Source organism: Janibacter indicus (genome assembly GCF_900176385.1).
GTDB lineage: Bacteria > Actinomycetota > Actinomycetes > Actinomycetales > Dermatophilaceae > Janibacter > Janibacter indicus.
The window spans coordinates 135,857-162,377 of record NZ_FWXN01000003.1 but is presented as its reverse complement, the minus strand read 5'-3'; the positions used below and the strand labels follow the sequence as shown (position 1 = coordinate 162,377).

33 protein-coding genes are annotated in these 26,521 nt (G+C 67.9%); 1 reads left to right on the top strand and 32 read right to left on the bottom strand.

Annotated elements, in window-relative coordinates:
• The 23 genes from rpmD to B9B60_RS04290 all read right to left on the bottom strand — a co-directional run bounded on the left by rpmD (position 1) and on the right by B9B60_RS04290 (position 12,038).
• The gene (rpmD, locus tag B9B60_RS04405) at positions 1-183 is read right to left on the bottom strand and encodes a 50S ribosomal protein L30 (RefSeq protein WP_072623779.1); all 183 of its coding nucleotides are present in this window, start codon (positions 181-183) and stop codon (positions 1-3) included.
• A complete protein-coding gene (gene rpsE, locus B9B60_RS04400) occupies positions 183-848 on the bottom strand; it encodes a 30S ribosomal protein S5 (RefSeq protein WP_072623778.1) in 666 nt (221 codons plus the stop codon). The genes rpmD and rpsE overlap by 1 nt, the downstream gene beginning before the upstream one ends.
• 34 nt (positions 849-882) lie before the next feature.
• Positions 883-1,257 (bottom strand): 50S ribosomal protein L18, encoded by a 375-nt coding sequence (gene rplR, locus B9B60_RS04395; protein WP_072623777.1) that lies wholly within the window; start codon positions 1,255-1,257, stop codon positions 883-885.
• 3 nt (positions 1,258-1,260) lie between these two features.
• A complete protein-coding gene (gene rplF, locus B9B60_RS04390) occupies positions 1,261-1,797 on the bottom strand; it encodes a 50S ribosomal protein L6 (RefSeq protein ID WP_072623776.1) in 537 nt (178 codons plus the stop codon).
• A 12-nt stretch (positions 1,798-1,809) separates the two neighbouring features.
• Complete coding sequence (rpsH, locus tag B9B60_RS04385) at positions 1,810-2,208, bottom strand: 30S ribosomal protein S8 (protein WP_072623775.1); 399 nt, start codon at positions 2,206-2,208, stop codon at positions 1,810-1,812.
• A 121-nt stretch (positions 2,209-2,329) separates the two neighbouring features.
• Positions 2,330-2,515, bottom strand: a complete 186-nt coding sequence (locus B9B60_RS04380) for a type Z 30S ribosomal protein S14 (RefSeq protein ID WP_007924699.1) — start codon at positions 2,513-2,515, stop codon at positions 2,330-2,332.
• A gap of 1 nt (position 2,516) precedes the next feature.
• Positions 2,517-3,089 carry a 50S ribosomal protein L5 gene (gene rplE / locus B9B60_RS04375; RefSeq protein WP_072623774.1) on the bottom strand — a complete coding sequence of 191 codons (573 nt, stop codon included), beginning with the start codon at positions 3,087-3,089 and terminating at the stop codon, positions 2,517-2,519.
• A gap of 2 nt (positions 3,090-3,091) precedes the next feature.
• On the bottom strand, positions 3,092-3,430 hold the full coding sequence (rplX, locus tag B9B60_RS04370; RefSeq protein WP_072623773.1) for a 50S ribosomal protein L24: 339 nt from the start codon (positions 3,428-3,430) through the stop codon (positions 3,092-3,094).
• A gap of 3 nt (positions 3,431-3,433) precedes the next feature.
• Complete coding sequence (rplN, locus tag B9B60_RS04365; protein WP_068315433.1) at positions 3,434-3,802, bottom strand: 50S ribosomal protein L14; 369 nt, start codon at positions 3,800-3,802, stop codon at positions 3,434-3,436.
• 109 nt (positions 3,803-3,911) lie between these two features.
• On the bottom strand, positions 3,912-4,175 hold the full coding sequence (gene rpsQ / locus B9B60_RS04360) for a 30S ribosomal protein S17 (protein WP_257786372.1): 264 nt from the start codon (positions 4,173-4,175) through the stop codon (positions 3,912-3,914).
• Positions 4,176-4,198: 23 nt separating this feature from the next.
• On the bottom strand, positions 4,199-4,426 hold the full coding sequence (gene rpmC, locus B9B60_RS04355; protein ID WP_072623771.1) for a 50S ribosomal protein L29: 228 nt from the start codon (positions 4,424-4,426) through the stop codon (positions 4,199-4,201).
• A complete protein-coding gene (gene rplP / locus B9B60_RS04350; RefSeq protein WP_072623770.1) occupies positions 4,426-4,845 on the bottom strand; it encodes a 50S ribosomal protein L16 in 420 nt (139 codons plus the stop codon). Before rplP ends, rpmC begins: the two co-directional genes overlap by 1 nt.
• 1 nt (position 4,846) lies before the next feature.
• Positions 4,847-5,665: a 30S ribosomal protein S3 gene (gene rpsC / locus B9B60_RS04345; protein WP_072623769.1), complete on the bottom strand. Its 819-nt coding sequence runs from the start codon at positions 5,663-5,665 to the stop codon at positions 4,847-4,849.
• Complete coding sequence (gene rplV, locus B9B60_RS04340; RefSeq protein WP_084450021.1) at positions 5,665-6,075, bottom strand: 50S ribosomal protein L22; 411 nt, start codon at positions 6,073-6,075, stop codon at positions 5,665-5,667. Before rplV ends, rpsC begins: the two co-directional genes overlap by 1 nt.
• Positions 6,075-6,356 carry a 30S ribosomal protein S19 gene (rpsS, locus tag B9B60_RS04335; protein ID WP_007924678.1) on the bottom strand — a complete coding sequence of 94 codons (282 nt, stop codon included), beginning with the start codon at positions 6,354-6,356 and terminating at the stop codon, positions 6,075-6,077. Before rpsS ends, rplV begins: the two co-directional genes overlap by 1 nt.
• A gap of 15 nt (positions 6,357-6,371) precedes the next feature.
• The gene (rplB, locus tag B9B60_RS04330) at positions 6,372-7,208 is read right to left on the bottom strand and encodes a 50S ribosomal protein L2 (RefSeq protein ID WP_072623767.1); all 837 of its coding nucleotides are present in this window, start codon (positions 7,206-7,208) and stop codon (positions 6,372-6,374) included.
• A 19-nt stretch (positions 7,209-7,227) separates the two neighbouring features.
• Positions 7,228-7,545: a 50S ribosomal protein L23 gene (rplW, locus tag B9B60_RS04325; protein ID WP_234993733.1), complete on the bottom strand. Its 318-nt coding sequence runs from the start codon at positions 7,543-7,545 to the stop codon at positions 7,228-7,230.
• Entirely contained in the window at positions 7,542-8,195 is a 654-nt protein-coding gene (gene rplD / locus B9B60_RS04320) for a 50S ribosomal protein L4 (protein ID WP_084450020.1), read from the bottom strand. Before rplD ends, rplW begins: the two co-directional genes overlap by 4 nt.
• Position 8,196: 1 nt before the next feature.
• Positions 8,197-8,853: a 50S ribosomal protein L3 gene (rplC, locus tag B9B60_RS04315; protein ID WP_084450019.1), complete on the bottom strand. Its 657-nt coding sequence runs from the start codon at positions 8,851-8,853 to the stop codon at positions 8,197-8,199.
• A gap of 11 nt (positions 8,854-8,864) precedes the next feature.
• The gene (gene rpsJ / locus B9B60_RS04310; RefSeq protein WP_007924661.1) at positions 8,865-9,173 is read right to left on the bottom strand and encodes a 30S ribosomal protein S10; all 309 of its coding nucleotides are present in this window, start codon (positions 9,171-9,173) and stop codon (positions 8,865-8,867) included.
• Between the two features lie 394 nt (positions 9,174-9,567).
• Positions 9,568-10,662 carry a YihY/virulence factor BrkB family protein gene (locus B9B60_RS04305; protein ID WP_084450018.1) on the bottom strand — a complete coding sequence of 365 codons (1,095 nt, stop codon included), beginning with the start codon at positions 10,660-10,662 and terminating at the stop codon, positions 9,568-9,570.
• A 128-nt stretch (positions 10,663-10,790) separates the two neighbouring features.
• On the bottom strand, positions 10,791-11,303 hold the full coding sequence (locus tag B9B60_RS16805) for a hypothetical protein (protein WP_125932766.1): 513 nt from the start codon (positions 11,301-11,303) through the stop codon (positions 10,791-10,793).
• A 159-nt stretch (positions 11,304-11,462) separates the two neighbouring features.
• On the bottom strand, positions 11,463-12,038 hold the full coding sequence (locus tag B9B60_RS04290) for a helix-turn-helix transcriptional regulator (protein ID WP_072623761.1): 576 nt from the start codon (positions 12,036-12,038) through the stop codon (positions 11,463-11,465).
• A 16-nt stretch (positions 12,039-12,054) separates the two neighbouring features.
• Between B9B60_RS04290 and B9B60_RS04285 the strand changes: the two genes are divergently transcribed.
• Positions 12,055-12,717: a helix-turn-helix transcriptional regulator gene (locus B9B60_RS04285; protein ID WP_084450017.1), complete on the top strand. Its 663-nt coding sequence runs from the start codon at positions 12,055-12,057 to the stop codon at positions 12,715-12,717.
• A 73-nt stretch (positions 12,718-12,790) separates the two neighbouring features.
• Here the strand turns inward: B9B60_RS04285 and tuf are convergent, their stop codons facing one another.
• The 9 genes from tuf to rpoB all read right to left on the bottom strand — a co-directional run bounded on the left by tuf (position 12,791) and on the right by rpoB (position 26,365).
• On the bottom strand, positions 12,791-13,984 hold the full coding sequence (gene tuf / locus B9B60_RS04280) for an elongation factor Tu (protein WP_072623759.1): 1,194 nt from the start codon (positions 13,982-13,984) through the stop codon (positions 12,791-12,793).
• Positions 13,985-14,094: 110 nt separating this feature from the next.
• A complete protein-coding gene (gene fusA / locus B9B60_RS04275) occupies positions 14,095-16,218 on the bottom strand; it encodes an elongation factor G (RefSeq protein ID WP_084450016.1) in 2,124 nt (707 codons plus the stop codon).
• 88 nt (positions 16,219-16,306) lie between these two features.
• Complete coding sequence (rpsG, locus tag B9B60_RS04270) at positions 16,307-16,777, bottom strand: 30S ribosomal protein S7 (RefSeq protein ID WP_072623757.1); 471 nt, start codon at positions 16,775-16,777, stop codon at positions 16,307-16,309.
• Positions 16,777-17,151 (bottom strand): 30S ribosomal protein S12, encoded by a 375-nt coding sequence (rpsL, locus tag B9B60_RS04265; protein WP_084450015.1) that lies wholly within the window; start codon positions 17,149-17,151, stop codon positions 16,777-16,779. Before rpsL ends, rpsG begins: the two co-directional genes overlap by 1 nt.
• A 275-nt stretch (positions 17,152-17,426) precedes the next feature.
• Positions 17,427-17,957: a GNAT family N-acetyltransferase gene (locus B9B60_RS04260; RefSeq protein ID WP_084450014.1), complete on the bottom strand. Its 531-nt coding sequence runs from the start codon at positions 17,955-17,957 to the stop codon at positions 17,427-17,429.
• Positions 17,957-18,244, bottom strand: a complete 288-nt coding sequence (locus B9B60_RS04255; RefSeq protein WP_072623755.1) for a hypothetical protein — start codon at positions 18,242-18,244, stop codon at positions 17,957-17,959. The genes B9B60_RS04260 and B9B60_RS04255 overlap by 1 nt, the downstream gene beginning before the upstream one ends.
• A gap of 87 nt (positions 18,245-18,331) precedes the next feature.
• Positions 18,332-18,607: an HU family DNA-binding protein gene (locus tag B9B60_RS04250; RefSeq protein ID WP_072623754.1), complete on the bottom strand. Its 276-nt coding sequence runs from the start codon at positions 18,605-18,607 to the stop codon at positions 18,332-18,334.
• Positions 18,608-18,862: 255 nt separating this feature from the next.
• A complete protein-coding gene (locus B9B60_RS04245; protein ID WP_084450013.1) occupies positions 18,863-22,744 on the bottom strand; it encodes a DNA-directed RNA polymerase subunit beta' in 3,882 nt (1,293 codons plus the stop codon).
• Between the two features lie 138 nt (positions 22,745-22,882).
• Positions 22,883-26,365, bottom strand: a complete 3,483-nt coding sequence (gene rpoB, locus B9B60_RS04240) for a DNA-directed RNA polymerase subunit beta (protein ID WP_084450012.1) — start codon at positions 26,363-26,365, stop codon at positions 22,883-22,885.
• Positions 26,366-26,521 lie beyond the last annotated feature (156 nt).

The following is a 26,521-nucleotide window of genomic DNA, read 5'->3' as shown; positions in this document are numbered from 1 at the left end:
TCAGTCAACCTCCTCGACGGTCACCAGGTGGCGAACCGTCTGGACCATGCCACGGATCTCCGGGCGGTCCTCCTTGACGACGACGTCGCCGATGCGCTTCAGACCGAGGCTGCGCAGGGTGTCGCGCTGGTTCTGCTTGCCACCGATCTCCGAACGGGTCTGGGTCACCTTCAGCTGAGCCATCACGCACCCGCCTTTGCCTTCTCGGCGGCCTCGGCGCGGCCAGCAGCCTGGGCGCGCAGCATGGCAGCCGGGGCGACCTCGTCCAGGGGCAGACCGCGGCGAGCCGCGACGGCCTCGGGACGCTCGAGGCCGCGGAGGGCCTCGACGGTCGCGTGGACGATGTTGATCGCGTTGTCCGAGCCGAGGCTCTTGGACAGCACGTCGTGGATGCCGGCGCACTCGAGCACCGCACGCACCGGGCCACCGGCGATGACACCGGTACCGGGGCTGGCGGGGCGCAGCATGACGACACCGGCCGCGGCCTCACCCTGGATGGGGTGCGGGATCGTGCCCTGGATGCGCGGGACGGTGAAGAAGTTCTTCTTCGCCTCCTCGACACCCTTGGCGATCGCGGCCGGGACCTCCTTGGCCTTGCCGTAGCCGACACCGACGGTGCCGTCACCGTCACCGACGACGACGAGGGCGGTGAAGCTGAAGCGGCGACCACCCTTGACGACCTTGGCGACACGGTTGATGGTCACGACGCGCTCGAGGAACTGGCTCTCGTTGCGGTCGCGGCCACCGTCACGACGGTCGCGGCCACCGCCGCGGTTGTCACGACGGTCGTTGTTGGAGCGCTCGTTGGTGCCTGCGGCACCGGCGCCTCGACGCTGGGGTCCGGGCATCAGATGTTCCTCTTCTCGACGTTCTGGGTCTGCATCACAGCGTCAGACCCCCTTCGCGGGCGCCGTCCGCGATCGCGGCGACGCGACCGTGGTAGCGGTTGCCACCGCGGTCGAAGACGACGGCCTCGACACCGGCGGACTTGGCGCGCTCGGCGACGAGTTCACCGACCTTCTTGGCCCGCTCGGTCTTGTCGGCCTCGAGCGCACGCACGTCGGCCTCCATGGTCGACGCGGACGCGACGGTCTTGCCGACCGTGTCGTCGACGACCTGGACGAAGACGTGACGGCTGCTGCGGGTGACCACCAGCCGCGGACGCGCCGCGGTGCCGGTGACCTTCTTGCGCAGGCGCAGGTGGCGACGCCCGCGAGCGGCGCTCTTGCCCTTGGCACGCTTGACGATCTTGGCCATGGGTTACTTACCAGCCTTTCCGACCTTGCGACGGATGTGCTCGCCCTCGTACCGGACACCCTTGCCCTTGTACGGGTCGGGGCGGCGGAGCTTGCGGATGTTGGCAGCGGTCTCGCCGACGAGCTGCTTGTCGATGCCCTGGACGCTGAAGCGCGTGGGGTTCTCGACGTTGAAGCTGATCCCCTCGGGGGCCTCGATCGTGATCGGGTGGCTGTAGCCGAGCGCGAACTCGAGCGAGCCGCCCTTGTTCTGCACGCGGTAACCCGTGCCGTGGATCTCGAGCTTCTTCTCGTAGCCCTCGGTGACACCGACGACCATGTTGTTGATGAGGCTGCGGGTCAGGCCGTGGAGCGAGCGCGACTCGCGCTCGTCGTCGGGACGCTTGACCTCGACGCCGGCCTCGGTCTTCTCGACCGTGATCGGCTCGGTCACGATGACCTGCAGCTCGCCCTTGGGGCCCTTGACCTTGACGGTCTGGCCCTCGATGGCGATGTCGACACCGCTGGGGATGGCGACCGGGAGTCGTCCGATTCGCGACATGTCTGCTTCCCCTTACCAGACGTAGGCGAGGACTTCCCCGCCCACACCCTTGGTTGCGGCCTGCTTGTCGGTGAGGAGGCCGGAGGACGTGGAGATGATCGCCACGCCCAGGCCGCCGAGCACCTTGGGCAGGTTGGTGGACTTCGCGTAGACGCGCAGACCGGGCTTGGACACCCGGCGCACGCCCGCGATGGAACGCTCACGGTTGGGGCCGTACTTGAGGTTGATCGTCAGCGTCTTGCCGACGGTCGCCTCCTCGACCTCCCACCCCGCGATGAAACCCTCGGCCTGGAGGATCTCCGCGATGTGCGACTTGAGCTTGGAGTACGGCATGGAGACAGCGTCGTGGTGCGCCGAGTTGGCGTTCCGGACGCGGGTCAGCATGTCCGCGATCGGGTCGGTCATGGTCATGGGCTCTGCCTGCCCCTTCTCACCGCGGTTTCCCCTGGGGACCTTCGGTGTCGTGGTGTTGAAACGTGGTGGCCCGCTGCAGGGTTCTGCGCGAGCAAAGCGAGCTGGTGGCTCCGGGCGATTACCAGGAGGACTTGGTGACGCCGGGGAGCTCGCCGCGGTGGGCCATCTCCCGAAGGCACACGCGGCACAGGCCGAACTTGCGGTAGACCGAGTGCGGCCGGCCGCAGCGCTGGCACCGCGTGTACCCGCGGACCTTGAACTTCGGCTTCTTGTTCGCCTTGTTGATCAGGGCGGTCTTCGCCATGTCAGTTCTCCTTGAAGGGGAAGCCCAGCTGCTTGAGCAGCGCGCGGCCCTCGTCGTCGTTCGTCGCGGTCGTGACCACGGTGATGTCCATGCCGCGGACGCGATCGATCTTGTCCTGGTCGATCTCGTGGAACATCGACTGCTCAGTCAGACCGAAGGTGTAGTTGCCGTTGCCGTCGAACTGCTTGGGGTTCAGGCCACGGAAGTCGCGGATACGGGGCAGCGCGATCGCCGTGAGGCGGTCGAGGAACTCCCACATGCGGGCGCCGCGCAGCGTGACGTGGCAGCCGATCGGCATGCCCTCGCGCAGCTTGAACTGCGCGATGGACTTGCGGGCCTTGGTGACCTGCGGCTTCTGACCGGTGATGGCGGTCAGGTCGCGGATCGCGCCCTCGATGAGCTTGCTGTCCTTGGCGGCGTCGCCGACGCCCATGTTGACGACGACCTTGACGACGCGGGGGACCTGCATCGCGTTGCCGTAGCCGAACTGCTCCTGCAGCGCGGGCACGACCTGGTCGCTGTACTTGCCCTTGAGGCGCGGGGCCTCGACGGTGGTCTCGATGGTGTCAGTCATGCTCAGAGGTCCTTGCCCGAGCGGCCCGCGACGCGGGTGCGGCTCGCCTTGGTGCGACCGTCGCGCTCGACGGTCTCGACGCGGGTCTTGATGCGGGTCGGCTTGTTGTCCTCCGGGTCGACGATCGCCACGTTGCTCACGTGGATCGACGCCTCGGAGACGACCAGGCCACCGGCCTGGCCGCCGAAGCCGGCCTTGGTGTGGCGGGTGACCCGCTGGACACCCTCGACCACGACGCGCTCGGTCTCGGTGTTGACCGAGATGACCTTGCCCTGCAGGCCCTTGTCCTTGCCGGACAGCACCTGGACGAGGTCGCCCTTCTTGATCTTGAGCTTGGCCATGGATCAGATCACCTCCGGTGCGAGCGAGACGATCTTCATGAACTTCTTGTCGCGCAGCTCGCGACCGACCGGGCCGAAGATGCGCGTCCCGCGCGGCTCGCCGTCGGCCTTGAGGATGACGGCGGCGTTCTCGTCGAACTTGATGTAGGAACCGTCGTTACGACGACGCTCCTTGGTGGTGCGGACGATGACGGCCTTGACGACGTCACCCTTCTTGACGTTGCCACCGGGGATGGCGTCCTTGACGGTGGCGACGATGGTGTCGCCGACGCCGGCGTACCGGCGGCCGGAGCCACCGAGCACACGGATGCACAGGATCTCCTTGGCACCGGTGTTGTCGGCGACGCGCAGTCGCGACTCCTGCTGGATCACTTCTCACTCCTGTCGTCGAGCTGGTTCTCGCTCGCGGCGAGCCTGGCCGAACTGATGTGGTCTATGCCGGTGCGAAGGGGGCGGGGCCCCCTTCGCGTCCGGGGTGGCCTTACTTGGCCTTCTCGAGGATCTCGACGATGCGCCAGCGCTTGTTGGCCGACAGCGGTCGCGTCTCCATGATGAGGACGTGGTCGCCGATGCCGGCGCTGTTGTCCTCGTCGTGCGCCTTGACCTTGGAGGTCTTGCGCATGACCTTGCCGTAGAGCGCGTGCTTGACGCGGTCCTCGACCTCGACGACGACGGTCTTGTCCATCTTGTCGCTGACGACGTAGCCACGACGCGTCTTGCGGTCGTTGCGCTCGGAGGTGGTCACGGTCTCATCCTTCACGTTCTCACTCACTTCGACGCTCCGATCCCGAGCTCGCGCTCACGCATCTCCGTGTAGATCCGAGCGATGTCCTTGCGGACCGCGCGGAGGCGGCCGTGGTTCTCCAGCTGGCCGGTGGCCGACTGGAAGCGGAGGTTGAACAGCTCCTCCTTGGCCTTGCGCAGCTCGTCGACCAGGCGGTCGTCGGTCAGCTCACGCAGCTCGGCCGGGGTCAGGTCCTTGGATCCGACTGCCATCAGTTGACACCACCCTCACGCACGACGAAGCGGCACTTCATCGGCAGCTTGTGCATCGCCAGGCGCATGGCCTCGCGTGCGACGGTCTCGTCCACACCGGAGATCTCGAACATGATCCGGCCCGGCTTGACGTTGGCGACCCACCACTCGGGCGAGCCCTTACCGGAACCCATGCGGGTCTCAGCCGGCTTCTTGGTGAGCGGGCGGTCCGGGTAGATGTTGATCCAGACCTTGCCGCCACGCTTCATGTAGCGCGTCATGGCGATACGAGCCGCCTCGATCTGGCGGTTGGTGACGTAGGCCGGCTCGAGAGCCTGGAGGCCGTAGTCACCGAAGGAGACGGCGGTGCCGCCCTTCGCCATGCCGGAGCGCTTGGGGTGGTGCTGCTTGCGGTGCTTGACCCGTCGGGGGATCAACATCTCAGGACTCTCCCTCGGTCTTGGCCGGGGCCTCGGCAGCGGGAGCCTCAGCGGGGGCGGCGGCCTGGGCCTGGCCCTCGTTGCGGTCGCCGCGGCGGGCGCGGGCGGGACGGTCGTCGCGGTCGCGACGGGGGCCACGACCACGGGGAGCGGCGGTCGCCTGCTGGGCCGCGAACTCCTTCTCGGTCATGTCGCCCTTGTAGATCCAGACCTTGACGCCGATGCGGCCGAAGGTCGTGCGGGCCTCGTAGAAGCCGTAGTCGATGTTGGCGCGGAGGGTGTGCAGGGGCACGCGGCCCTCGCGGTAGAACTCCGAGCGCGACATCTCGGCGCCGCCGAGGCGACCGGAGCACTGGATCCGGATGCCCTTGGCACCGGCGCGAAGGGAGGACTGCATCCCCTTGCGCATCGCGCGACGGAAGGTCACGCGGGCAGCGAGCTGCTCGGCGATGCCCTGGGCGACGAGCTGGGCCTCGATCTCGGGGTTCTTGACCTCGAGGATGTTCAGCTGGACCTGCTTGCCGGTGAGCTTCTCGAGCTCGCCGCGGATGCGGTCGGCCTCGGCGCCACGGCGACCGATGACGATGCCCGGGCGCGCGGTGTGGATGTCCACACGCACGCGGTCACGGGTGCGCTCGATCTCGACGCGGGCGATGCCGGCGCGCTCCATGCCCGTGGACATGAGCTTGCGGATCGCGACGTCTTCCTTGACGTAGTCGCGGTAGCGCTGACCCTCCTTGTTGGAGTCGGCGAACCAGCGGCTCTTGTGGTCGGTGGTGATGCCCAGACGGAAGCCGTGCGGGTTGATCTTCTGACCCATCAGCGGGTCCCTCCCTTCGCGGCCTTCTCAGGCTTGCTCGTCACGAGGACGGTGATGTGGCTGGTGCGCTTGTTGATCCGACCGGCGCGGCCCTGGGCCCGCGGACGGAAACGCTTCATCGTGGGGCCCTCGTCGACGAAGGCGGAGGAGATGACGAGGTTGCGCTCGTCGAAGGGCTCCCCGGCCTCGTCGGCCTTGACGCGCAGGTTGGCGATGGCGCTCTGCAGGACCTTGAGGGTCGGCTCGGCCGCACCCTGGGGGGCGAACTGCAGGGTCGCGATCGCGGTCTGGGTGTCCTTGCCGCGGATCATGTCGACGATGCGACGCGCCTTCTGCGGCGTGACCCGCACGTGGCGGGCGGAGGCGCGGGCGACCAGCGTCTCCTGCTCGGTGGTCTCGGTGGCAGGCATCAGCGACGACGTCCCTTCTTGTCGTCCTTCACGTGACCGCGGAAGGTGCGGGTCGGTGCGAACTCGCCGAGCTTGTGACCGACCATCGCCTCGGTGACGAACACCGGGACGTGCTTGCGGCCGTCGTGCACGGCGAAGGTGTGGCCGAGCATGTCCGGCGAGATCACCGAACGGCGCGACCAGGTCTTGATGACGTTCTTGGTGCCCGCTTCGTTCTGGACGTCGACCTTCTTCTGAAGGTGGTCGTCGATGAAGGGGCCCTTCTTCAAACTACGAGGCATGTCCAAAGGCTCCTATCAGCGCTTCTTGCCGGTGCGGCGGCGACGGACGATGAGCTTGTCGCTCGCCTTGCCGGGACGCCGGGTACGGCCCTCGGGCTTGCCCCAGGGCGAGACGGGGTGACGACCACCGGAAGTGCGGCCCTCGCCACCACCGTGCGGGTGGTCCACGGGGTTCATCACGACACCACGGACGGTCGGGCGCTTGCCCTTCCACCGCATGCGGCCGGCCTTGCCCCAGTTGATGTTCGACTGCTCGGCGTTGCCGACCTCGCCGACGGTGGCGCGGCAGCGCACGTCGACGCGACGGATCTCACCGGAGGGCATGCGCAGGGTCGCGTAGGGACCCTCCTTGCCCAGCAGCTGGATGCTGGTGCCGGCGGAACGAGCGAGCTTCGCTCCCCCACCCGGACGCAGCTCCACGGCGTGGATCGTCGTACCGGTCGGGATGTTGCGCAGCGGCAGGTTGTTGCCCGGCTTGATGTCGGCCGAGGGGCCGTTCTCGATGACCGTGCCCTGCGTCAGCTTGTTCGGCGCCAGGATGTAGCGCTTCTCGCCGTCGGCGTAGTGCAGCAGCGCGATGCGGGCGGTGCGGTTGGGGTCGTACTCGATGTGAGCGACCTTCGCCGGGATGCCGTCCTTGTCGTGGCGACGGAAGTCGATGACGCGGTAGGCGCGCTTGTGGCCACCACCGATGTGACGGGTGGTGATACGACCGGAGGCGTTGCGGCCACCGGACTTGGTGAGCGGGCGAACGAGCGACTTCTCCGGCGTGGAGCGCGTCACCTCGACGAAGTCGGCGACGGAGCTGCCGCGACGACCCGGGGTGGTCGGCTTGTACTTACGGATTCCCATGTTGTCCTTGTCCTCTCCGTCAGCCCTGGCCGCCGAAGATGTCGATCGTGCCCTCGCGGAGGGTGACGATCGCGCGCTTCGTGTCCTTGCGCTTACCGGTGCCGAACCGCGTGCGTCGGGCCTTGCCGACACGGTTCATCGTGTGCACGGAGTCGACCTTGACGTCGAAGATCTGCTCGACGGCGATCTTGATCTCGGTCTTGTTGGCCCGCGGGTCGACGATGAAGGTGTACTTGCCCTCGTCGAGCAGGCCGTACGACTTCTCCGACACGACGGGACGGATCAGGATGTCGCGCGGGTCCTTGAGCTGGGCCGCACTCGAAATGGACTCAGTCACTTGTCCGTCTCCTCTGCAGTCTTGGGCGCGGGCCCGGCGAGGAAGGCCTCGAGAGCCGCCTGGGTGAAGACGACGTCGTCGGCGCACAGCACGTCGTAGGTGTTGAGCTGGTCAGCGGCCAGGACGTGCACGTCGGCGAGGTTGCGCACCGACTTCCACGCGGTGTCGTTGTCGCGCTCGATGACGACGAGCAGGTTCTTGCGCTCGCTCAGGCCACCGAGGACGCTCGCGACGTTCTTGGTGGAGGGGGTGTCCCCGTCCACCAGCGCGCTGAGCACGTGGATGCGGCCGTGACGCGCCCGGTCGGAGAGGGCACCGCGCAGGGCGGCGGCCTTCATCTTCTTGGGGGTGCGCTGCGCGTAGTCACGCGGCTGCGGGCCGTGGACGGTGCCACCGCCGGCGAACTGCGGCGCACGGGTCGAGCCCTGGCGGGCGCGTCCCGTGCCCTTCTGGCGGTAGGGCTTGCGGCCACCACCGCGGACGTTGCCACGGGTCTTGGTCGCGTGGGTGCCCTGGCGCGCGGCGGCGAGCTGGGCGACGACGACCTGGTGGATCAGCGGGACGTTGACCTGCACGTCGAAGATCTCGGCGGGCAGCTCGACGGTGCCGTTGGCAGCGCCCTGCGGGCTGATGATGTCGATGGTCGGCACGTCAGGCTCCCTTCACCGCGGTGCGGACGAGGACGACGCCGCCGCGGGGGCCGGGGACGGCGCCCTTGACGAGCAGCAGACCCTTGTCGGCGTCCACGGCGTGGATCGTGAGGTTCTGGGTGGTCTGGCGCACGCCGCCCATGCGGCCGGCCATGCGCATGCCCTTGAAGACGCGACCCGGGGTGGCGCAGCCACCGATCGAGCCGGGCTTGCGGTGGTTGCGGTGGGCACCGTGCGAGGCGCTGACACCGGCGAAGCCGTGGCGCTTCATGACGCCGGCGAAGCCCTTGCCCTTGGTCGTGCCGGTGACGTCGATGGCCTGCCCGGACTCGAACAGCTCGACGGTCACCTCCTGACCCAGGGAGTACTCGGAGGCGTCGGCGGTGCGCAGCTCGACGAGGTGACGGCGCGGGGTCACGCCGGCCTTGGCGAAGTGGCCGCTCTTGGGCTGGTTGACCTTGCGGGGGTCGATGGCGCCGTAGGCGATCTGGACGGCGTCGTACCCGTCGGTCTCCGCGTTGCGGACCTGGGTGACGACGCACGGGCCGGCCTGGATGACGGTCACGGGCACGAGGCGGTTGTCCTCGTCCCAGACCTGCGTCATGCCGAGCTTCTCGCCGAGCACGCCCTTGACGGTCTTGGTGGCAGTGGTAGTCATCTCGTTCAGCCTCAGAGCTTGATCTCGATGTTGACGTCAGCCGGAAGGTCGAGACGCATCAGCGAGTCGACGGCCTTGGGCGTCGGGTCGATGATGTCGATGAGGCGCTTGTGGGTGCGCATCTCGAAGTGCTCGCGGCTGTCCTTGTACTTGTGGGGCGACCGGATGACGCAGAACACGTTCTTCTCCGTGGGCAGCGGCACGGGGCCCACCACCGTCGCGCCGGCACGGGTCACGGTGTCGACGATCTTCCGCGCCGAGTTGTCGATGACCTCGTGGTCATACGACTTCAACCGGATGCGGATCTTCTGTCCCGCCATCTTGTGTCCGTCTCTCTCTCGCCGTCTTGCCTTGGTCTGTGTCGGTCGGCCTGGCCTCCGACCCACGCGGTCGGGTGTGTCGCATCCGCTCCGCGACGCGACGACATGCCGAAGGGCAGGTCGTGCGATCTGGTCGTCGACCCGGTCGAACCGGATCGTGCTTCGTGTCCGATGTGTCGCCCCGCCTCAGGCGGTTCGATGCGTTGTCATCGGGGGAGGCGGTGGCACCTGGCGACCGGGGCAAAGTCCGATCGCGGCGTCACCGCACAACAAGCAACCTGAACAGTGTGCCAGAGCCTGCAGGCTCAGTCCAAATCGGGCCGGGGCGGTGCTTGACAGCCCCGGCTCCGGCGCTCCGGCGCGGTCGGCCGGGGTCGCACCCGACCGACCGGAGTCAGTCCTGCTCGGCGAGGTCGGCGGTCGATTTGCCCTGGTCGCGCAGCCCGTCGATGCGCAGGGAGCGGGCCTCCTCGCGCACCTCCACCTCGGCCTCGGCGGCCGCATCGGACTTCGTGGTGTCGCGCAGCGGGAGGAGCAGGTCCTCCTCGGCCGCCATGCCGGCCTGCAGCTGGCGGGAGCGCTCGATCTCGGAATCGAGCTCGGCACCCAGGAGCAGCACGTTGTTGAGGATCCACAGCCACAGCAGGAAGACGATGACGCCGGCCAGCGAGCCGTAGGTCGCGTTGTAGGAGCCGAAGTTGGAGACGTAGAAGCCGAAGGCCACGGACGCGACGATCGCCACGACGATCGCGACGGCCGCGCCGGGGCTGAGCCAGCGGAACGTCGGATGCTTGACGTTGGGCGTGGCCCAGTAGAGCAGGCCCACCATGAAGGTGACGACGAGCAGGATGACCGGCCACTTGGCGAGGTTCCACGTCATCACCGCGGCCTCGCCGAGGCCGATGGTGTTGCCGATGGCCCGGGCCACGTCACCGCTGACGGCGACGGACAAGATCGTGGCCGCGGCCAGGACGAGCAGCACCGCGGTGACCGCGAGCTGCATGGGCCGCAGCTTGACGAAGCCACGCCCCTCGGGCACCTCGTAGATCCTGTTGAGGGCCCGGCCGAAGGCTCCGACGTACCCCGAGGCCGACCACAGCGCACCCGCGATACCGGCGACGAGGCCGAGGCCGGCCCCGCTGGAGTTGACCATCTGGTCGATCGGGCCCTCGAGGATGTCGACGACGTTGTCCTGGCCCAGCTGGCCGATGACGTCGAGCAGGGTCTTCTTCGTCTCGTCGGGGTCGCCCACGAGACCGATGATCGAGACGAGCGCCAACAGCCCGGGGAAGATCGACAGCACCGCGAAGTAGGTGAGCGCGGCGGCCAGGTCGGTGCACCCGTCAGCGCTGAACTCCTTGATCGCCCGCTTGAAGGCGAAGACCCAGCTGCGCTTCTTCATCTGGCGCAGGGTCGGCTTGGCCACCTCGTCGAGGCCCTCCTCCTCGGGGGCGAGGTCCTCGGTCGTGGTGCTCTCGTCGGTAGCCATGTGGCGTGGTCTCCGTGGTCGGGTGCGGCGGTCGTCACCACCATAGGCCGAAGGGGGCCGCCCCTCCCGTTGTCACACGCCAACGCGCCCACCGCCCGGAGGGGCGATGGGCGCGCTTGGTGGTGCGGTCAGTTGCAGATGGCGACCGTGATCCCCAGCACCGTAGCGATGATGTAGTTGGCCGAGGACTGGCTGCCCGCGACCGCGACGGTGGCGGTGCCCACCACCTGGGCATCCAGCAGACTCGGCGGGAAGACCTCGATCGGGATGCTGTCGCCCGGTTCGAGGTCCGACTGCAGCATCAGAACGCCATTGTTCTGGTACAGCACCCCTGCGTTCAGGGATACAAGCTGCTCGAGCGTCAGCCCCACAAGCCCCGACACAGTGATGTCGACGGGAGTGCCAGCGGGGACCACACAGCCACTGCTCGCCGGGTTGGCCACAGTGAAGGTCAGGGAGTCCGTGCTCAGTGCCGGAGGGCAGTTACGCGTGACCTGAAGCGCGCCGGGCTCACAGACCGGGAGGGGCGAAGCGGCGAGGGCGGGTGCGGCGGCCGCGACGGTGACGGCGGGGACGGCCCAGGCGGCCCCCTTCGCGATCTGACGGCGCGACGGACCGGCGGTGGTGATGTCCTTGGACAAGGCGGGGCTCTCTCTGCGGACAGGCGCGGGTCAGGTGCGCCGCGCGGATGCCACGGCCGGGTCCAGGGTCCTCCCCCCGGGCGAGCGACTCCCTGTCGAGGCACTCACGCGCGAGATTAGGACACTCCCGCGGCCCCACCTCCAATGCACCCAGAAGGACTAGAGCCACCCGGACACGACGAGTGCGCGGTGCAGTCCTTCGCGGGTCTCGGTCCCCCAATGGCCCGCCTTGGCGCGGATGTTGGCGACATGCGCCTTGAGGGTACGTTCGCTGATCCCGAGTCGGCGCGCGACGTCCGCCCGCGGGTGGTCCGACCACTCGACCAGATAGGCCCGGGCGACGTGCTGCTCCGTCGGGGTCAACCGCGTCATCGCCTCGGGCGGCGCCGGCCACGGCACGGACTGCCCGGCGAGCACGCGGCGGACGACGTCGACGACCTCGTGCGGGGGGCGGAGCATGGAGACGTAGGCCGCGGCCCCGGCCGCGCGCACCGCCGCGACGCGTGGCGAAGGGAGGACCCCACCCCACACGACCGTCGGCCGACCCTTCGCCCTCCGATGATCGAGAAGATCAGGGAGGTCGGGCAGCAGGACACCCGCGACGAGAAGTCCGTCGACGTCACCACCTTCGTCGACGGTCCGCGCGTCGACGCCTCCGGAGACGAGGACCGAGGTGACGGCATCGGCGTGCAGCCGCCATCGCGACCAGACGCTGACCACCGGCTCCGGATACATGGGAGCATCGTGCCCGATGTCCGCCGCCGCCCGCCTCGACCTGGTCTACACCTCCCCCGTCGTGACGACGGCGCTGCGCCGCGAGCTGCAGTCCGGGCCTCGTCCGCTGCAGGTGACGACGGCCGTCCACGCGTGGACCGACTTCCAGCACGAGTGGGACTTCGCCGGGGACTTCGTCGTCGTCGACGCCCAGCTCGACGACCACCTGCCACTCGCCGTCAAGGTGCGCGCCCTGCGCCGACTCGGCTCGCACCGGATCGTCATCGGACCGGGACGGCACTCCCCCTTCGCCCGCCGGGCAGGCACCGAGGGTGCGACCGCGTGGATCGCGCCGACACAGAGCCTGAGCGCGACCGCCGACGCCATCCGCGCGATCGCCGACGGCAGGACCCCTGACGTCGCGCGGCTCGAGCCGGCGGGGGCGCCCGATGTCCGGCTGACCGACCGCCAGCTGCAGGTGCTTGCGCTCTTCGTCGCCGCTCGCGGTCACTCCCCCGCCCATCTGGCCCGGGTGCTCGCCCTGCGCACCGAGACCGTCCGCAGCCACATCGAGCGCGGGCGGGCTCGCTACCGCGACGCCGGGCACCCGACCAACAACCGGGCGGCACTGCGCTCGGCGCTGGTTGCCGACGGCTGGACCTACGACCCGCAGGTGTGGATCGACTCAGGGCGGCCATGACACGACGCAGGGCCCGCCTTCCCGGACGGGGAGACGGGCCCTGCGTGGATGCTGACTCGAGGTCAGCCCAGGATCACTTGACGATCTTGGTGACGCGACCGGCGCCGACGGTGCGGCCACCCTCGCGGATGTTGAACTTCAGGCCCTCCTCCATGGCGATCGGCTGGATGAGCTCGACCTTCATGTCGGTGTTGTCGCCGGGCATGACCATCTCGGTGCCCTCGGGCAGGGAGACGACGCCGGTGACGTCGGTGGTCCGGAAGTAGAACTGCGGACGGTAGGAGTCGTAGAACGGCGTGTGACGGCCGCCCTCCTCCTTCGACAGGATGTAGACCTGCGCCTCGAACTCGGTGTGCGGGGTGATCGAGCCCGGCTTGCAGATGACCTGCCCGCGCTCGACGTCCTCGCGCTTGGTGCCACGCAGGAGCAGACCGACGTTCTCACCGGCGCGACCCTCGTCGAGCAGCTTGCGGAACATCTCGATGCCCGTGACGGTCGTGGTCGTCTTCTCCTCGCGGATACCGACGATCTCGACCTCCTCGTTGACCTTGAGGATGCCGCGCTCGATACGACCGGTGACGACGGTGCCACGACCGGTGATCGTGAAGACGTCCTCGACCGGCATCATGAACGGCTTGTCGAGGTCACGCTCCGGCTCGGGGATGTACTCGTCGACGGCCGTCATGAGCTCCATGATCGACTCGCCCCACTGGGCGTCGCCCTCGAGCGCCTTGAGCGCCGAGACCTTGACGACCGGGACGTCGTCGCCGGGGAACTCGTAGGAGGACAGCAGCTCGCGGACCTCCATCTCGACGAGCTCCATGATCTCCTCGTCGTCGACCATGTCGGCCTTGTTGAGCGCCACGACGATGTAGGGGACGCCGACCTGGCGGGCCAGGAGGACGTGCTCCTTCGTCTGCGGCATCGGGCCGTCGGTGGCGGCGACGACGAGGATCGCACCGTCCATCTGCGCCGCACCGGTGATCATGTTCTTCACGTAGTCGGCGTGACCCGGGCAGTCGACGTGCGCGTAGTGACGCGACTCCGTCTGGTACTCGATGTGCGCGATCGAGATCGTGATACCGCGCTGCTTCTCCTCGGGAGCCTTGTCGATCGTGTCGAACGCCGAGGCCTCGTTGAGGTCGGGGAGCTTGTCGTGCAGCACGCGGGAGATCGCGGCCGTCAGCGTCGTCTTGCCATGGTCGATGTGACCGATGGTGCCGATGTTGACGTGCGGCTTGCTCCGCTCGAACTTTGCCTTCGCCACTGTGTTGTCCTCCTCAGGACGTCTTCTTGGTTACGCCTTTGCCCGGCAGGGTGGCGTCGTGTGTGGGTGTGTGTGGTTGGTCCGTGTCGGGATCCCGGTAATGCTACCGGTCACTCGCCTCGGGTCTTCTTGATGATCTCCTCGGCGACCGCCTTGGGGACCTCCGCGTAGGAGTCGAACTCCATCGAGTAGTTCGCGCGGCCCTGGGTCTTGGACCGCAGGTCACCGACGTAGCCGAACATCTCGGACAGGGGCACGAGGCCGGTGACGACCTTGGCGCCGCTGACGTCCTCCATGGACTGGATCTGCCCACGGCGAGAGTTGATGTCGCCGATGACGTCGCCCATGTAGTCCTCGGGCGTACGCACCTCGACCTTCATCATCGGCTCCATGAGCACCGGGTCGGCCTTGCGGGCGGCCTCCTTGAAGGCCATCGACCCGGCGATCTTGAACGCCATCTCCGAGGAGTCGACGTCGTGGTAGGCACCGTCGATGAGGGTGGCCTTGACACCGACGACCGGGTAGCCGGCGAGCACGCCGTACTGCATGGCGTCCTGGATACCGGCGTCGACGCTCGGGATGTACTCACGCGGGATGCGACCACCGGTGACGGCGTTCTTGAACTCGTAGAGTTCGCCGTCGGTGTCCTCGGACGCCTCGAGCGGCTCGAAGGTGATCTGCACCTTGGCGAACTGACCGGAACCACCGGTCTGCTTCTTGTGCGTGTAGTCGTACTTCTCGACCGCGCGACGGATCGTCTCGCGGTAGGCCACCTGCGGCTTGCCGATGTTGGCCTCGACCTTGAACTCGCGCTTCATCCGGTCGACGAAGACGTCGAGGTGCAGCTCGCCCATGCCGGCGATGATCGTCTGGCCGGTCTCCTCGTCGAGGCTGACCTGGAAGGTCGGGTCCTCGGCGACGAGCTTCTGGATCGCGGTGCCCAGCTTTTCCTGGTCGCCCTTGGTCTTGGGCTCGATGGCCACCTGGATGACCGGGGCCGGGAAGGACATCGACTCGAGGATGACCTGGTCGTTGACGTCGCTCAGGGTGTCACCCGTGGTCGTCTCCTTGAGACCGATGACGGCGTAGATGTGGCCCGCCATCGCCTCCTCGACCGGGTTCTCCTTGTTGGCGTGCATCTGGAAGAGCTTGCCCAGACGCTCCTTCTTGCCCTTGGTCGAGTTGATGACCTGGGTGCCCGGCGTGATCTTGCCCGAGTAGACCCGGATGAAGGTCAGCGTGCCGAAGAAGGGGTGCGCCGCGATCTTGAAGGCCAGCGCGGAGAAGGGCTCGTCGACGCTGGGCTTGCGCAGGACGACCTTCTCCTCGTCGCCCGGGGCGTGGCCCTCCATGGCCGCGACGTCGAGCGGGCTGGGCAGGTAGTCACGGACCGCGTCGAGGACGGGCTGGACACCACGGTTCTTGAAGGCCGAGCCGCAGAAGATCGGGTAGAGCTCGGAGTTGACCGTCAGCTTGCGCACGCCGGCCTTGATCTCCTCGACCGTCAGGTCCTCGCCACCGAGGTACTTCTCCATGAGCTCGTCGTCGGACTCGGCGACGCGCTCGACGAGGTGGTTGCGGTACTCCTCGGCCTTGGCCTGCAGGTCCTCCGGGATCTCGCGGGTCTCGTAGGAGGCACCCAGGGTGACGTCACCCTTGGCGTCGCCGGGCCACACGAGAGCCTTCATGTGCACGAGGTCGACGACACCGACGAAGTCGTTCTCGGCACCGATCGGCAGCTGCATGACGAGCGGCTCCGCACCGAGGCGGTCCTTGATGGTGTCGACGGTGAAGTAGAAGTCCGCGCCGAGCTTGTCCATCTTGTTGACGAAGGCGATGCGGGGGACGTCGTACTTGTCCGCCTGGCGCCACACGGTCTCGGACTGGGGCTCGACGCCCTCCTTGCCGTCGAAGACCGCGACCGCACCGTCGAGGACGCGCAGCGAGCGCTCGACCTCGACCGTGAAGTCGACGTGACCCGGGGTGTCGATGATGTTGATCTGGGTGTCGTCCCAGAAGGAGGTGACCGCGGCGGACGTGATCGTGATGCCGCGCTCCTTCTCCTGCTCCATCCAGTCGGTGGTGGAGGCGCCGTCGTGCGTCTCGCCCAGCTTGTGGTTGACGCCGGTGTAGAAAAGGATGCGCTCAGTCGTCGTCGTCTTGCCGGCGTCGATGTGCGCCATGATGCCGATGTTGCGGACCTTGGTGAGGTCCGTCAGGACGTCCTGTGCCACTCGTTATCTCATCTCGCTCGTTGCGGTCGTGTCTGCCCGGGAAGGGCGGTGGTGGTCGGGGCCGGCGGCTGCCGGCCCCGACCTGCTGTCACCAGCGGTAGTGCGCGAAGGCCTTGTTGGACTCGGCCATCTTGTGCGTGTCCTCGCGACGCTTGACAGCGGCGCCCAGGCCGTTGCTGGCATCGAGGATCTCGTTCATGAGGCGCTCGGTCATCGTCTTCTCGCGACGCTGACGGGCGTAGCCGACGAGCCAGCGCAGCGACAGGGTCGTGGCGCGGCCGGGCTTGACCTCGATCGGGACCTGGTAGGTCGCACCGCCGACGCGGCGGGACTTGACCTCGAGGGAGGGCTTGACGTTGTCGAGCGCGCGCTTGAGCGTCTGGACCGGGTCGGTACCGGTCTTCTCACGGCAGCCCTCGAGGGCGTCGTAGACGATCGACTCGGCGATGGACTTCTTGCCGTCGAGCAGGATCTTGTTGACCAGCTGGGTCACCAGCGGGGACTGGTAGACCGGGTCGACGACGAGGGGGCGCTTCGGAGCAGGACCCTTGCGAGGCATTACTTCTTCTCCTTCTTCGCGCCGTAGCGGCTGCGGGCCTGCTGGCGACCCTTGACACCCTGGGTGTCGAGCGAACCGCGGACGATCTTGTAGCGGACACCGGGCAGGTCCCTCACACGACCACCACGCACGAGCACGATGGAGTGCTCCTGCAGGTTGTGGCCGACACCCGGGATGTACGCGGTGACCTCGATGCCGGACGTGAGGCGCACACGGGCGACCTTACGAAGGGCAGAGTTCGGCTTCTTGGGGGTGGTCGTGTACACGCGGGTGCACACGCCACGGCGCTGCGGCGACCCCTTGAGGGCCGGGGTGGCGGCCTTGGACGGCTTGTCCTGCCGCCCCTTGCGCACCAGCTGGTTGATGGTAGGCAACCTGTTCTCCGTACGTCGGTGATGTTGTCTGCACCCGCCGGGACGAACCCGGCCGATGCTCCTTGGATGCCGCCGACGACCCCCGCACTCGGGTGTGTCGCCTACGGTGCTCTCCCCTGCACTCCCCCGTCACGGTCGAAGACCGCTGCTGGGGGCGCCCGGCGAGAGGGCGAGGAGGGTCGTCACCGACCTTCCTCTGCGCGCGTCACGGCACAGCCGAGCCACGCACGCTGATCAACGATACCGGCGTGCCGATGCCCTCACAAATCGTTACCTCAGCCCAGGCGGTCGAAGGCCGGCGCGTACCGGAAGTCACCGGCCATCTGTGGGCGCCAGGCCCGCAACGGCTTGGCCTGGAAGTAGCGATCCTCCCACTCCCCCGGGGACGCGATGCCCAGGCCGGAGGCCGGCACGAAGCCGAAGAAGCCGTAGTACTCCGGGTCGCCGAGCAGGACGACGGCCGGCTCTGCCTGCTGCTCCGCGCTGGCGACGACGGCCATCATCAGGGCCGCGCCGATCCCCTGCCGCTGGTGGTCGGGACGCACGCCGATCGGTCCGAGGCCGACGCTCGGCTCCCCCGCGAGGCTGCCGCGACTGCACACGACGTGGCCCACGACCTCGCCGTCGAGCTCGGCGACGAAGGTCAGCTCGTCGATGACCGAGCCGTCGGCCCGCAGCCCCCGCAGGAGCTCACGTTCGACGGACTCGCTCCTGCCGTCGGGGACGCCGAAGGCGGCGTCGTGCAGGGCCTCGGTGGCCGCGGTGTCGTCCGGCGTCTCGCGTCGGATGATGAGGTCGTCGCGCATCAGTACCTGTCCGTGATCCAGTGGCTGTTGCCGGTGAGGAAGGCCCCGAGGTAGACCCCGGCGACGACGAGGAGCACGACCGAGACGATCGTGGCGTCGCTGCGCGAGCGTCGGGCGAAGGTCGTGACCGCCGCGCCCGCGAGGACGAGCGCGAGCAGCTTGCTCACCCCACCGGGCTTGAGGAGCAGCACGAGTGCGCCGACCGCCAGGATCGTGCCGAGCGCCCAGCGCGCCGCGGTGGCACGCACCGACATCGGCTGGCTGGAGTCGTGGTCAGGGGCGGGCACGCCCCCATCCTCTCTCACCTGCCGGGTACGACGAAGGGGGCCGGTCACCGTGCGGTGACCAGCCCCCTTCGGGCAGTGCTGCGGCAATCAGCCCTTGGCCGCGGCCTTGAGGGCGCTGCCGGCGGTGAGCTTGGCGGCGTAGCCACCGGGGATGGTCATCTCCTCACCCGTCTGCGGGTTGCGGCCCTTGCGCTCGGCGCGCTCGACGCGCTCGAGGCTGAAGAAGCCGGGGACGGTGACCTTCTCGCCCTTGGCGACGGAGTCGGACAGGACCGCCTGGAGGGCGGTGATGACCTCGGACGCCGCGGAAGCGGACACGCCAGCCTTCTCGGCGACGGCGCTGGCGAGCTCGGACTTGTTCATAGTGGGATCTCCATCCTTGAAGTTCTTAGGTCGAACAGGGACCAATCAACCACGAATCCCCGGCCGCCGTCGACTTGCCCGTCGGCGTGTTTCCCTTGATTTTCCGGCGATCTTCGCCCCTGAGCCCTCCCTGACCACATCCGTCACGTCCGTCGCCGGACGACGAAGGGGGTCGCCTCCCGCGCGGGAAGCGACCCCCTTCCTTGTCAGGCGCTTGCAGAGCAAGCTCCTGAAGGAAACGGTGAGTGCGGCGACTCAGACGTCCAGGTCCAGGTCGTCGAGGCGGATCGCCTCGCCGGAGCCGGGACCGAAGACCGGGTAGGCGTACTCGTCGTAGTTGGGCAGCGAGTACATCGCGGCCTTGGCCTCCTCGGTGGGCTCGACCTCCACGTTGCGGTAACGGGGCAGGCCCGTACCGGCGGGGATGAGCTTTCCGAGGATGACGTTCTCCTTCAGGCCCAGCAGCGGGTCGGAGCGGCCCTCCATCGCGGCCTCGGTGAGGACGCGGGTCGTCTCCTGGAAGGAGGCGGCGGAGAGCCAGGAGTCCGTGGCGAGCGAGGCCTTGGTGATGCCCATGAGTTCGGGACGACCCGAGGCCGGGCGACCGCCCTCGGCAACGACACGGCGGTTTTCCGACTCGAAGCGCGCACGCTCGGCGAGCATGCCCGGCAGGAGGTTGGCGTCACCCGACTCGAGGATGGTGATCCGGCGCAGCATCTGCCGGACGATGACCTCGATGTGCTTGTCGTGGATCGACACACCCTGCTGGCGGTAGACCTTCTGCACCTCGTCGACGAGGTGCTTCTGGGCGTGGCGCGGGCCGAGGATGCGCAGGACCTGCTTGGGGTCGATGGCGCCCTGGACGAGCTGGGTGCCGACGGCAACCCGCTCGCCGTCCTCGACGAGCAGGCGCGAACGCTTGCTCACCGGGTAGGCGTGCTCCTCGCCGTCGCGGTCCGCGACGAGCAGGATGCGACGGCCCTTGTCGGTCTCCTCGATGGTGATCCGACCGTCGGCCTCGGCGATCGGGGCCACACCCTTGGGGGTACGCGCCTCGAAGAGCTCGACGACTCGCGGCAGACCCTGCGTGATGTCGTCACCGGCCACACCACCGGTGTGGAAGGTCCGCATCGTCAGCTGGGTACCGGGCTCACCGATCGACTGGGCCGCGATGATGCCGACGGCCTCGCCGATGTCGACGAGCTGGCCGGTGGCCAGGCTGCGGCCGTAGCACTTGGCGCAGGTGCCCACCTTGGACTCGCAGGTAAGGACCGAACGGATCTTCAGCTCGTCGACGCCGGCCTTGTAGAGCTTGTCGATGACGACATCGCCCAGGTCGGAGCCGGCCTCGGCCAGGACGGTGCCCTCGTGCTCGACGTCGGTCGCGACGCAGCGCGCGTAGACCGTGAACTCGACGTCGTCGTGCTTGCGACGGGTGCCCGTGAGCTCGTCGAACTGCGCGATCGGCATCGTCAGGCCGCGCTCGGTCCCGCAGTCGTCCTCGCGGATGATGACGTCCTGGGAGACGTCGACGAGACGACGGGTCAGGTAGCCCGAGTCGGCGGTACGAAGGGCGGTGTCGGCCAGACCCTTGCGCGCACCGTGCGTCGAGATGAAGAACTCGACGACGGACAGACCCTCACGGAAGTTCGTACGGATCGGGCGCGGGATGATCTCACCCTTGGGGTTGGCCATGAGGCCACGCATACCGGCGATCTGGCGCAGCTGGAACCAGTTACCACGAGCACCCGAGTTGACCATCCGGAAGATGGGGTTGTCCTTCGGGAAGTTCTGCTGCATCTCGGCAGAGACCTCGTTGGTCGCCTGGGTCCAGATCTCGATCTGCTCCTGACGGCGCTCGTCGTCGGTGATCAGACCGCGCTCGTACTGCTTCTGGACCTTGGTCGCCTTCTCCTCGTAGGTCGCGAGGATCTCGGGCTTGCGCGGCGGCGTGACGACGTCGGAGACGGCAACCGTCGTGCCCGAACGGGAGGCCCAGTGGTAGCCGGCCTCCTTGAGGGCGTCGAGCGATGCCGCGACCTCGACCTTGGTGTAGCGCTCGGCGAGGTCGTTGACGATCGTCGACAGACGCTTGCGGTCGACCGGCTCGTTGACGAAGGGGTAGTTCTCCGGGAGCGTCTCGTTGAAGAGCGCCCGGCCCAGCGTCGTCTCGGCGGTCCACGTCGCGAGCATGCCGCGCTCGTCGAGCTCGGCACCCTCGGGCAGCTCGTGGCCGATCGGCGGGACGACGTCGGTCAGCCGGACCTTGATCGGCGTACCGATCTTGATCTCGCCGGCGTCGAAGGCCATGCGGGCCTCGGCCGTCGTCGCGAAGGCGCGACGGTGCTCGGTCTCCAGCGCCACCTCGGAGGAGAGGTGGAACAGGCCGATGACCATGTCCTGCGTCGGCATGGTGACGGGTCGACCGTCGGCCGGCTTGAGGATGTTGTTGCTCGAGAGCATGAGGATCCGGGCCTCGGCCTGGGCCTCCGCGCTCAGCGGCAGGTGGACGGCCATCTGGTCACCGTCGAAGTCGGCGTTGAAGGCCGTGCAGACGAGCGGGTGGATCTGGATGGCCTTGCCCTCGACGAGCTGCGGCTCGAAGGCCTGGATGCCCAGACGGTGCAGCGTGGGCGCACGGTTGAGCAGCACGGGGTGCTCGGTGATGACCTCTTCGAGGACGTCCCACACGACCGAGCGCTGACGCTCGACCATGCGCTTGGCCGACTTGATGTTCTGGGCGTGGTCGAGGTCGACGAGCCGCTTCATGACGAAGGGCTTGAACAGCTCGAGCGCCATGGCCTTGGGCAGACCGCACTGGTGCAGCTTCAGCTGCGGGCCGACGACGATGACCGAACGGCCGGAGTAGTCGACGCGCTTGCCGAGGAGGTTCTGACGGAAGCGACCCTGCTTGCCCTTGAGCATGTCGGACAGCGACTTCAGCGGGCGGTTGCCCGGGCCGGTGACCGCACGACCGCGACGACCGTTGTCGAAGAGGTTGTCGACGGCCTCCTGCAGCATCCGCTTCTCGTTGTTGACGATGATCTCGGGCGCGCCGAGGTCGAGCAGTCGCTTGAGGCGGTTGTTGCGGTTGATGACCCGGCGGTAGAGGTCGTTGAGGTCGGAGGTGGCGAAGCGGCCACCGTCGAGCTGGACCATCGGGCGCAGGTCCGGCGGGATGACCGGGACCGCGTCCAGAACCATGCCGGCCGGCTTGTTGTCGGTGGTGAGGAAGGCGGTGACGACCTTGAGGCGCTTGAGGGCGCGGGTCTTCTTCTGCCCCTTGCCGGTGGCGATGATCTCGCGCAGCTTGTCGGCCTCGGCCTCGAGGTCGAAGGTCTCGAGGCGCTTCTGGATCGCCGCAGCGCCCATGCCGCCCTCGAAGTACAGACCGAAGCGGTCGCGCATCTCGCGGTAGAGGACCTCGTCGCCCTCGAGGTCCTGGACCTTGAGGTTCTTGAAGCGGTCCCAGACCTGCGCGAGGCGCTCGACCTGCTGGTCGGCCCGCTTGCGGATCTGGTTCATCTCGCGCTCGGCGGAGTCGCGGACCTTGCGCTTGGCGTCGGACTTGGCGCCCTCGGCCTCGAGCTCGGCGATGTCCTTCTCGAGCTTCTGGGCGCGGGTCTCGACGTCCGCGTCGCGGCGGTTCTCCAGCTCGCGCTTCTCGGCCTCGATCTGGGCCTCGAGCGAGGGCAGGTCGCTGTGACGCTGGTCCTCGTCGACGCTCGTGATCATGTAGGCGGCGAAGTAGATGACCTTCTCGAGGTCCTTCGGCGCCAGGTCGAGCAGGTACCCGAGGCGGCTCGGGACGCCCTTGAAGTACCAGATGTGGGTGACGGGGGCGGCCAGCTCGATGTGACCCATCCGCTCACGACGCACGCCGGCGCGGGTGACCTCGACGCCGCAGCGCTCGCAGATGATGCCCTTGAAGCGGACTCGCTTGTACTTGCCGCAGGAGCACTCCCAGTCCCGGGTGGGGCCGAAGATCCGCTCGCAGAACAGGCCCTCCTTCTCGGGCTTGAGGGTGCGGTAGTTGATGGTCTCGGGCTTCTTGACCTCGCCGTGGCTCCAGTTGCGGATGTCCTCCGCGGTGGCCAGGCCGATGCGCAGCTCGTCGAAGAAGTTGACGTCCAGCACTTCGTGCTTCCTTCTCTCGTTGTCGAGGATGACTCGATAAGTTCTGTGGCCCGGTGACGATCACGAAGGGCGACCGTCTGGGCTTGTTGAGGGTGCTCGGGGGACCCGGACCGGGGCGGGCCCGGGTCCCCCGGGCTCTCAGACCTCTTCGACCGAGCTCGGCTCGCGCCGGGACAGGTCGATGCCGAGCTCCTCGGCGGCGCGGAAGACGTCGTCCTCGTTGTCGCGCATCTCGATGGTGCCGCCCTCGGAGTTGAGGACCTCCACGTTGAGGCAGAGGGACTGCATCTCCTTGATGAGCACCTTGAAGGACTCCGGGATCCCCGGCTCGGGGATGTTGTCGCCCTTGACGATGGCCTCGTAGACCTTGACGCGACCGGTCACGTCGTCGGACTTGATGGTGAGCAGCTCCTGGAGCGCGTAGGAGGCGCCGTAGGCCTCGAGGGCCCACACCTCCATCTCGCCGAAGCGCTGGCCACCGAACTGGGCCTTACCACCCAGCGGCTGCTGGGTGATCATCGAGTACGGACCCGTGCTGCGGGCGTGGATCTTGTCGTCCACGAGGTGGTGCAGCTTGAGGATGTACATGTAGCCGACGGACACCGGGTCCGGGTAGGGCTCACCGGTACGGCCGTCGAAGAGGTTGGCCTTGCCGGAGCGGTCGATGAGCCGCACACCGTCGCGGGTCGGGGTCGTCGAGTCGAGCAGACCGGTGATCTCCTCCTCGCGGGCACCGTCGAAGACGGGGCTGGCAACGCGCGTGTTGGCCGGAGCCTGGCGCGCGTCGTGCGGGATCATCTCGGCCCACTCGGGCTCGCCCTCGATCTGCCATCCGCGGCTGGCGGCCCAGCCCAGGTGCAGCTCGAGGATCTGGCCGATGTTCATGCGGCCGGGGACACCGAGCGGGTTGAGCACGACGTCGACCGGGGTGCCGTCCTCGAGGAAGGGCATGTCCTCGACGGGCAGGATCTTGGAGATGACGCCCTTGTTGCCGTGACGGCCGGCGAGCTTGTCACCATCGGTGATCTTGCGCTTGTTGGCGACGTAGACGCGCACCAGCTGGTTGACGCCCGGGGGCAGCTCGTCGCCCTCGTCCTTGTCGAAGACCTTGACGCCGATGACGGTGCCGGTCTCGCCGTGGGGGACCTTCATCGAGGTGTCGCGAACCTCGCGCGCCTTCTCGCCGAAGATCGCGCGGAGCAGGCGCTCCTCGGGGGTCAGCTCGGTCTCGCCCTTGGGCGTGACCTTGCCGACGAGCAGGTCGCCGTCGCGCACCTCGGCACCGATGCGGATGATGCCGCGCTCGTCGAGGTCCGCGAGGACCTCCTCGGAGACGTTGGGGATGTCGCGGGTGATCTCCTCGGGGCCGAGCTTGGTGTCGCGGGCGTCGACCTCGTGCTCCTCGATGTGGATCGAGGAGAGGACGTCGTCCTGCACCAGACGCTGGCTGAGGATGATGGCGTCCTCGTAGTTGTAGCCCTCCCAGGGCATGAAGGCGACGAGGAGGTTGCGCCCGAGGGCCATCTCGCCGCCGTCGGTCGCGGGACCGTCGGCGATCAGCTGGCCGGCCTCGACGCGGTCACCCTCGGAGACCATGACGCGCTGGTTGTAGCTGTTGCCCTGGTTGGACCGGGAGAACTTCATCATCTTGTACGAGCGCGAACCGCCCTCGTCCTGCGTGACGGTCACCAGGTCGGCGGAGACCTCGGTGACGACACCCGCCTTCTCAGCACGGACGACGTCGCCCGAGTCGAGCGCTGCACGGTGCTCCATGCCGGTGCCGACGAAGGGGGCCTCGGCCTGGACGAGCGGCACGGCCTGACGCTGCATGTTGGCGCCCATGAGCGCGCGGTTGGCGTCGTCGTGCTCGAGGAAGGGGATCATCGCGGTCGCGGCGGAGACCATCTGTCGCGGCGAGACGTCCATGTAGTCGACGTCCTCGGCCGGGATCTGGTCGACCTCGCCACCCTTGGTCCGGGCGAGGACCCGCTCCTCGGCGAAGGTGCCGTCGTCGAGGAGGACGGCGTTGGCCTGGGCCACGATGACCTTGTCCTCCTCGTCCGCCGAGATGTAGACGATCTCGTCGGTGACCCGACCGGCCTCGACCTTGCGGTACGGGGTCTCGATGAAGCCGAAGGCGTTGATCCGGCCGTAGCTGGCCAGCGAGCCGATCAGACCGATGTTGGGACCCTCAGGGGTCTCGATCGGGCACATGCGGCCGTAGTGCGACGGGTGGACGTCACGGACCTCCATCTGCGCGCGGTCACGGGAGATACCGCCCGGGCCCAGCGCGTTGAGGCGACGCTTGTGCGTCAGCCCCGACAGCGGGTTGTTCTGGTCCATGAACTGCGACAGCTGGCTGGTGCCGAAGAACTCCTTGATGGAGGCGACGACCGGCCGGATGTTGATGAGCGTCTGGGGCGTGATCGCCTCGACGTCCTGGGTCGTCATCCGCTCGCGCACGACGCGCTCCATCCGCGACAGGCCGGTGCGGACCTGGTTCTGGATGAGCTCACCGACCGAGCGCAGACGACGGTTGCCGAAGTGGTCGATGTCGTCGGTCTCGACCGGCACCTCGAAGGGCTCGCCGTCGCGGACACCCGGGAGCGTCGGCTGGTCGGCGTGCAGGGCGACGAGGTACTTGAGCGTCGCGACGATGTCCTCGAGCAGGAGCACCGAGGAGTCGAGGTCGGCCTCGACACCGAGCTTGCGGTTGACCTTGTAGCGGCCGACCTTGGCCAGGTCGTAGCGCTTGGGGTTGAAGTAGAGGTTGTCGAGCAGGTTCTGCGCGGCCTCACGGGTCGGCGGCTCACCGGGGCGCAGCTTGCGATAGATGTCGAGCAGCGCGGCGTCCTGGTCCTCGACGGTGTCCTTGTCGAGGGTGGCACGCATCGACTCGTAGTCGCCGAACTCCTCGAGGATCTCCGCGGAGGTCATGCCCAGGGCCTTGAGCAGGACGGTGACCGACTGCTTGCGCTTGCGGTCGACGCGGACGCCGACCATGTCGCGCTTGTCGACCTCGAACTCGAGCCACGCACCGCGGCTCGGGATGACCTTGGCCGAGTAGACGTCCTTGTCGGAGGTCTTGTCGGGGGTGCGCTCGAAGTAGACGCCGGGGCTGCGCACGAGCTGCGAGACGACGACGCGCTCGGTGCCGTTGATGATGAAGGTGCCGCGCTCGGTCATGAGCGGGAAGTCACCCATGAAGACCGTCTGGCTCTTGATCTCGCCGGTCTCGGCGTTCATGAACTCGGCGGTGACGAAGAGGGGCGCGGAGTAGGTCTGGTCGCGCTCCTTGCAGTCGTCGACGGAGTACTTCGGCTCCTCGAAGCGGCTCTCCCGGAAGGAGAGGCTCATCGAGCCGGAGAAGTCCTCGATCGGGGAGATCTCCTCGAAGATCTCCTCCAGCCCCGGGTGCTCGGGGACGTCACGTCGACCGGCGTCGAGAGCGTCGGCGAGACGCTCCTGCCACTTCTCGTTGCCCAGGAGCCAGTCGAAGCTCTCCGTCTGGAGGGCCAGGAGGTCGGGGACCTCGAGGGGCTCGCGGATCTTTGCGAAGGACAGACGGCCACTGGCCGTCCGTGCGGTGGACATCGGGGAAGCGGTGCGCGAGGCAGCCAAGGATGGATCCTTCCACGGGCCTTGAGAGTCGGGCGGTGCCACCGGGTCCGGATCGCGTCCCGGCGGGGCTCTCGACACCCTCGGGAACGAGGGGATGTGAGCGGTCCGACGGGGTCACGACAGGAACAAGGCAGCGCAAAGCGACAGCGTAGTCCA

Excerpts from the sequence above, each read along its gene's own strand:
- rpmD (WP_072623779.1), bottom strand. The coding sequence starts at position 183 with ATGGCTCAGCTGAAGGTGACCCAGACCCGTTCGGAGATCGGTGGCAAG.
- rpsE (WP_072623778.1), bottom strand. The coding sequence starts at position 848 with ATGCCCGGACCCCAGCGTCGAGGCGCCGGTGCCGCAGGCACCAACGAG.
- rplR (WP_072623777.1), bottom strand. The coding sequence starts at position 1,257 with ATGGCCAAGATCGTCAAGCGTGCCAAGGGCAAGAGCGCCGCTCGCGGG.
- rplF (WP_072623776.1), bottom strand. The coding sequence starts at position 1,797 with ATGTCGCGAATCGGACGACTCCCGGTCGCCATCCCCAGCGGTGTCGAC.
- rpsH (WP_072623775.1), bottom strand. The coding sequence starts at position 2,208 with ATGACCATGACCGACCCGATCGCGGACATGCTGACCCGCGTCCGGAAC.
- B9B60_RS04380 (WP_007924699.1), bottom strand. The coding sequence starts at position 2,515 with ATGGCGAAGACCGCCCTGATCAACAAGGCGAACAAGAAGCCGAAGTTC.
- rplE (WP_072623774.1), bottom strand. The coding sequence starts at position 3,089 with ATGACTGACACCATCGAGACCACCGTCGAGGCCCCGCGCCTCAAGGGC.
- rplX (WP_072623773.1), bottom strand. The coding sequence starts at position 3,430 with ATGGCCAAGCTCAAGATCAAGAAGGGCGACCTCGTCCAGGTGCTGTCC.
- rpmC (WP_072623771.1), bottom strand. The coding sequence starts at position 4,426 with ATGGCAGTCGGATCCAAGGACCTGACCCCGGCCGAGCTGCGTGAGCTG.
- rplP (WP_072623770.1), bottom strand. The coding sequence starts at position 4,845 with ATGTTGATCCCCCGACGGGTCAAGCACCGCAAGCAGCACCACCCCAAG.
- rpsC (WP_072623769.1), bottom strand. The coding sequence starts at position 5,665 with ATGGGTCAGAAGATCAACCCGCACGGCTTCCGTCTGGGCATCACCACC.
- rplV (WP_084450021.1), bottom strand. The coding sequence starts at position 6,075 with ATGCCTGCCACCGAGACCACCGAGCAGGAGACGCTGGTCGCCCGCGCC.
- rpsS (WP_007924678.1), bottom strand. The coding sequence starts at position 6,356 with ATGCCTCGTAGTTTGAAGAAGGGCCCCTTCATCGACGACCACCTTCAG.
- rplB (WP_072623767.1), bottom strand. The coding sequence starts at position 7,208 with ATGGGAATCCGTAAGTACAAGCCGACCACCCCGGGTCGTCGCGGCAGC.
- rplC (WP_084450019.1), bottom strand. The coding sequence starts at position 8,853 with ATGACTACCACTGCCACCAAGACCGTCAAGGGCGTGCTCGGCGAGAAG.
- rpsJ (WP_007924661.1), bottom strand. The coding sequence starts at position 9,173 with ATGGCGGGACAGAAGATCCGCATCCGGTTGAAGTCGTATGACCACGAG.
- B9B60_RS04305 (WP_084450018.1), bottom strand. The coding sequence starts at position 10,662 with ATGGCTACCGACGAGAGCACCACGACCGAGGACCTCGCCCCCGAGGAG.
- B9B60_RS04290 (WP_072623761.1), bottom strand. The coding sequence starts at position 12,038 with ATGTATCCGGAGCCGGTGGTCAGCGTCTGGTCGCGATGGCGGCTGCAC.
- B9B60_RS04285 (WP_084450017.1), top strand. The coding sequence starts at position 12,055 with ATGTCCGCCGCCGCCCGCCTCGACCTGGTCTACACCTCCCCCGTCGTG.
- rpsG (WP_072623757.1), bottom strand. The coding sequence starts at position 16,777 with ATGCCTCGCAAGGGTCCTGCTCCGAAGCGCCCCCTCGTCGTCGACCCG.
- B9B60_RS04260 (WP_084450014.1), bottom strand. The coding sequence starts at position 17,957 with ATGCGCGACGACCTCATCATCCGACGCGAGACGCCGGACGACACCGCG.
- B9B60_RS04250 (WP_072623754.1), bottom strand. The coding sequence starts at position 18,607 with ATGAACAAGTCCGAGCTCGCCAGCGCCGTCGCCGAGAAGGCTGGCGTG.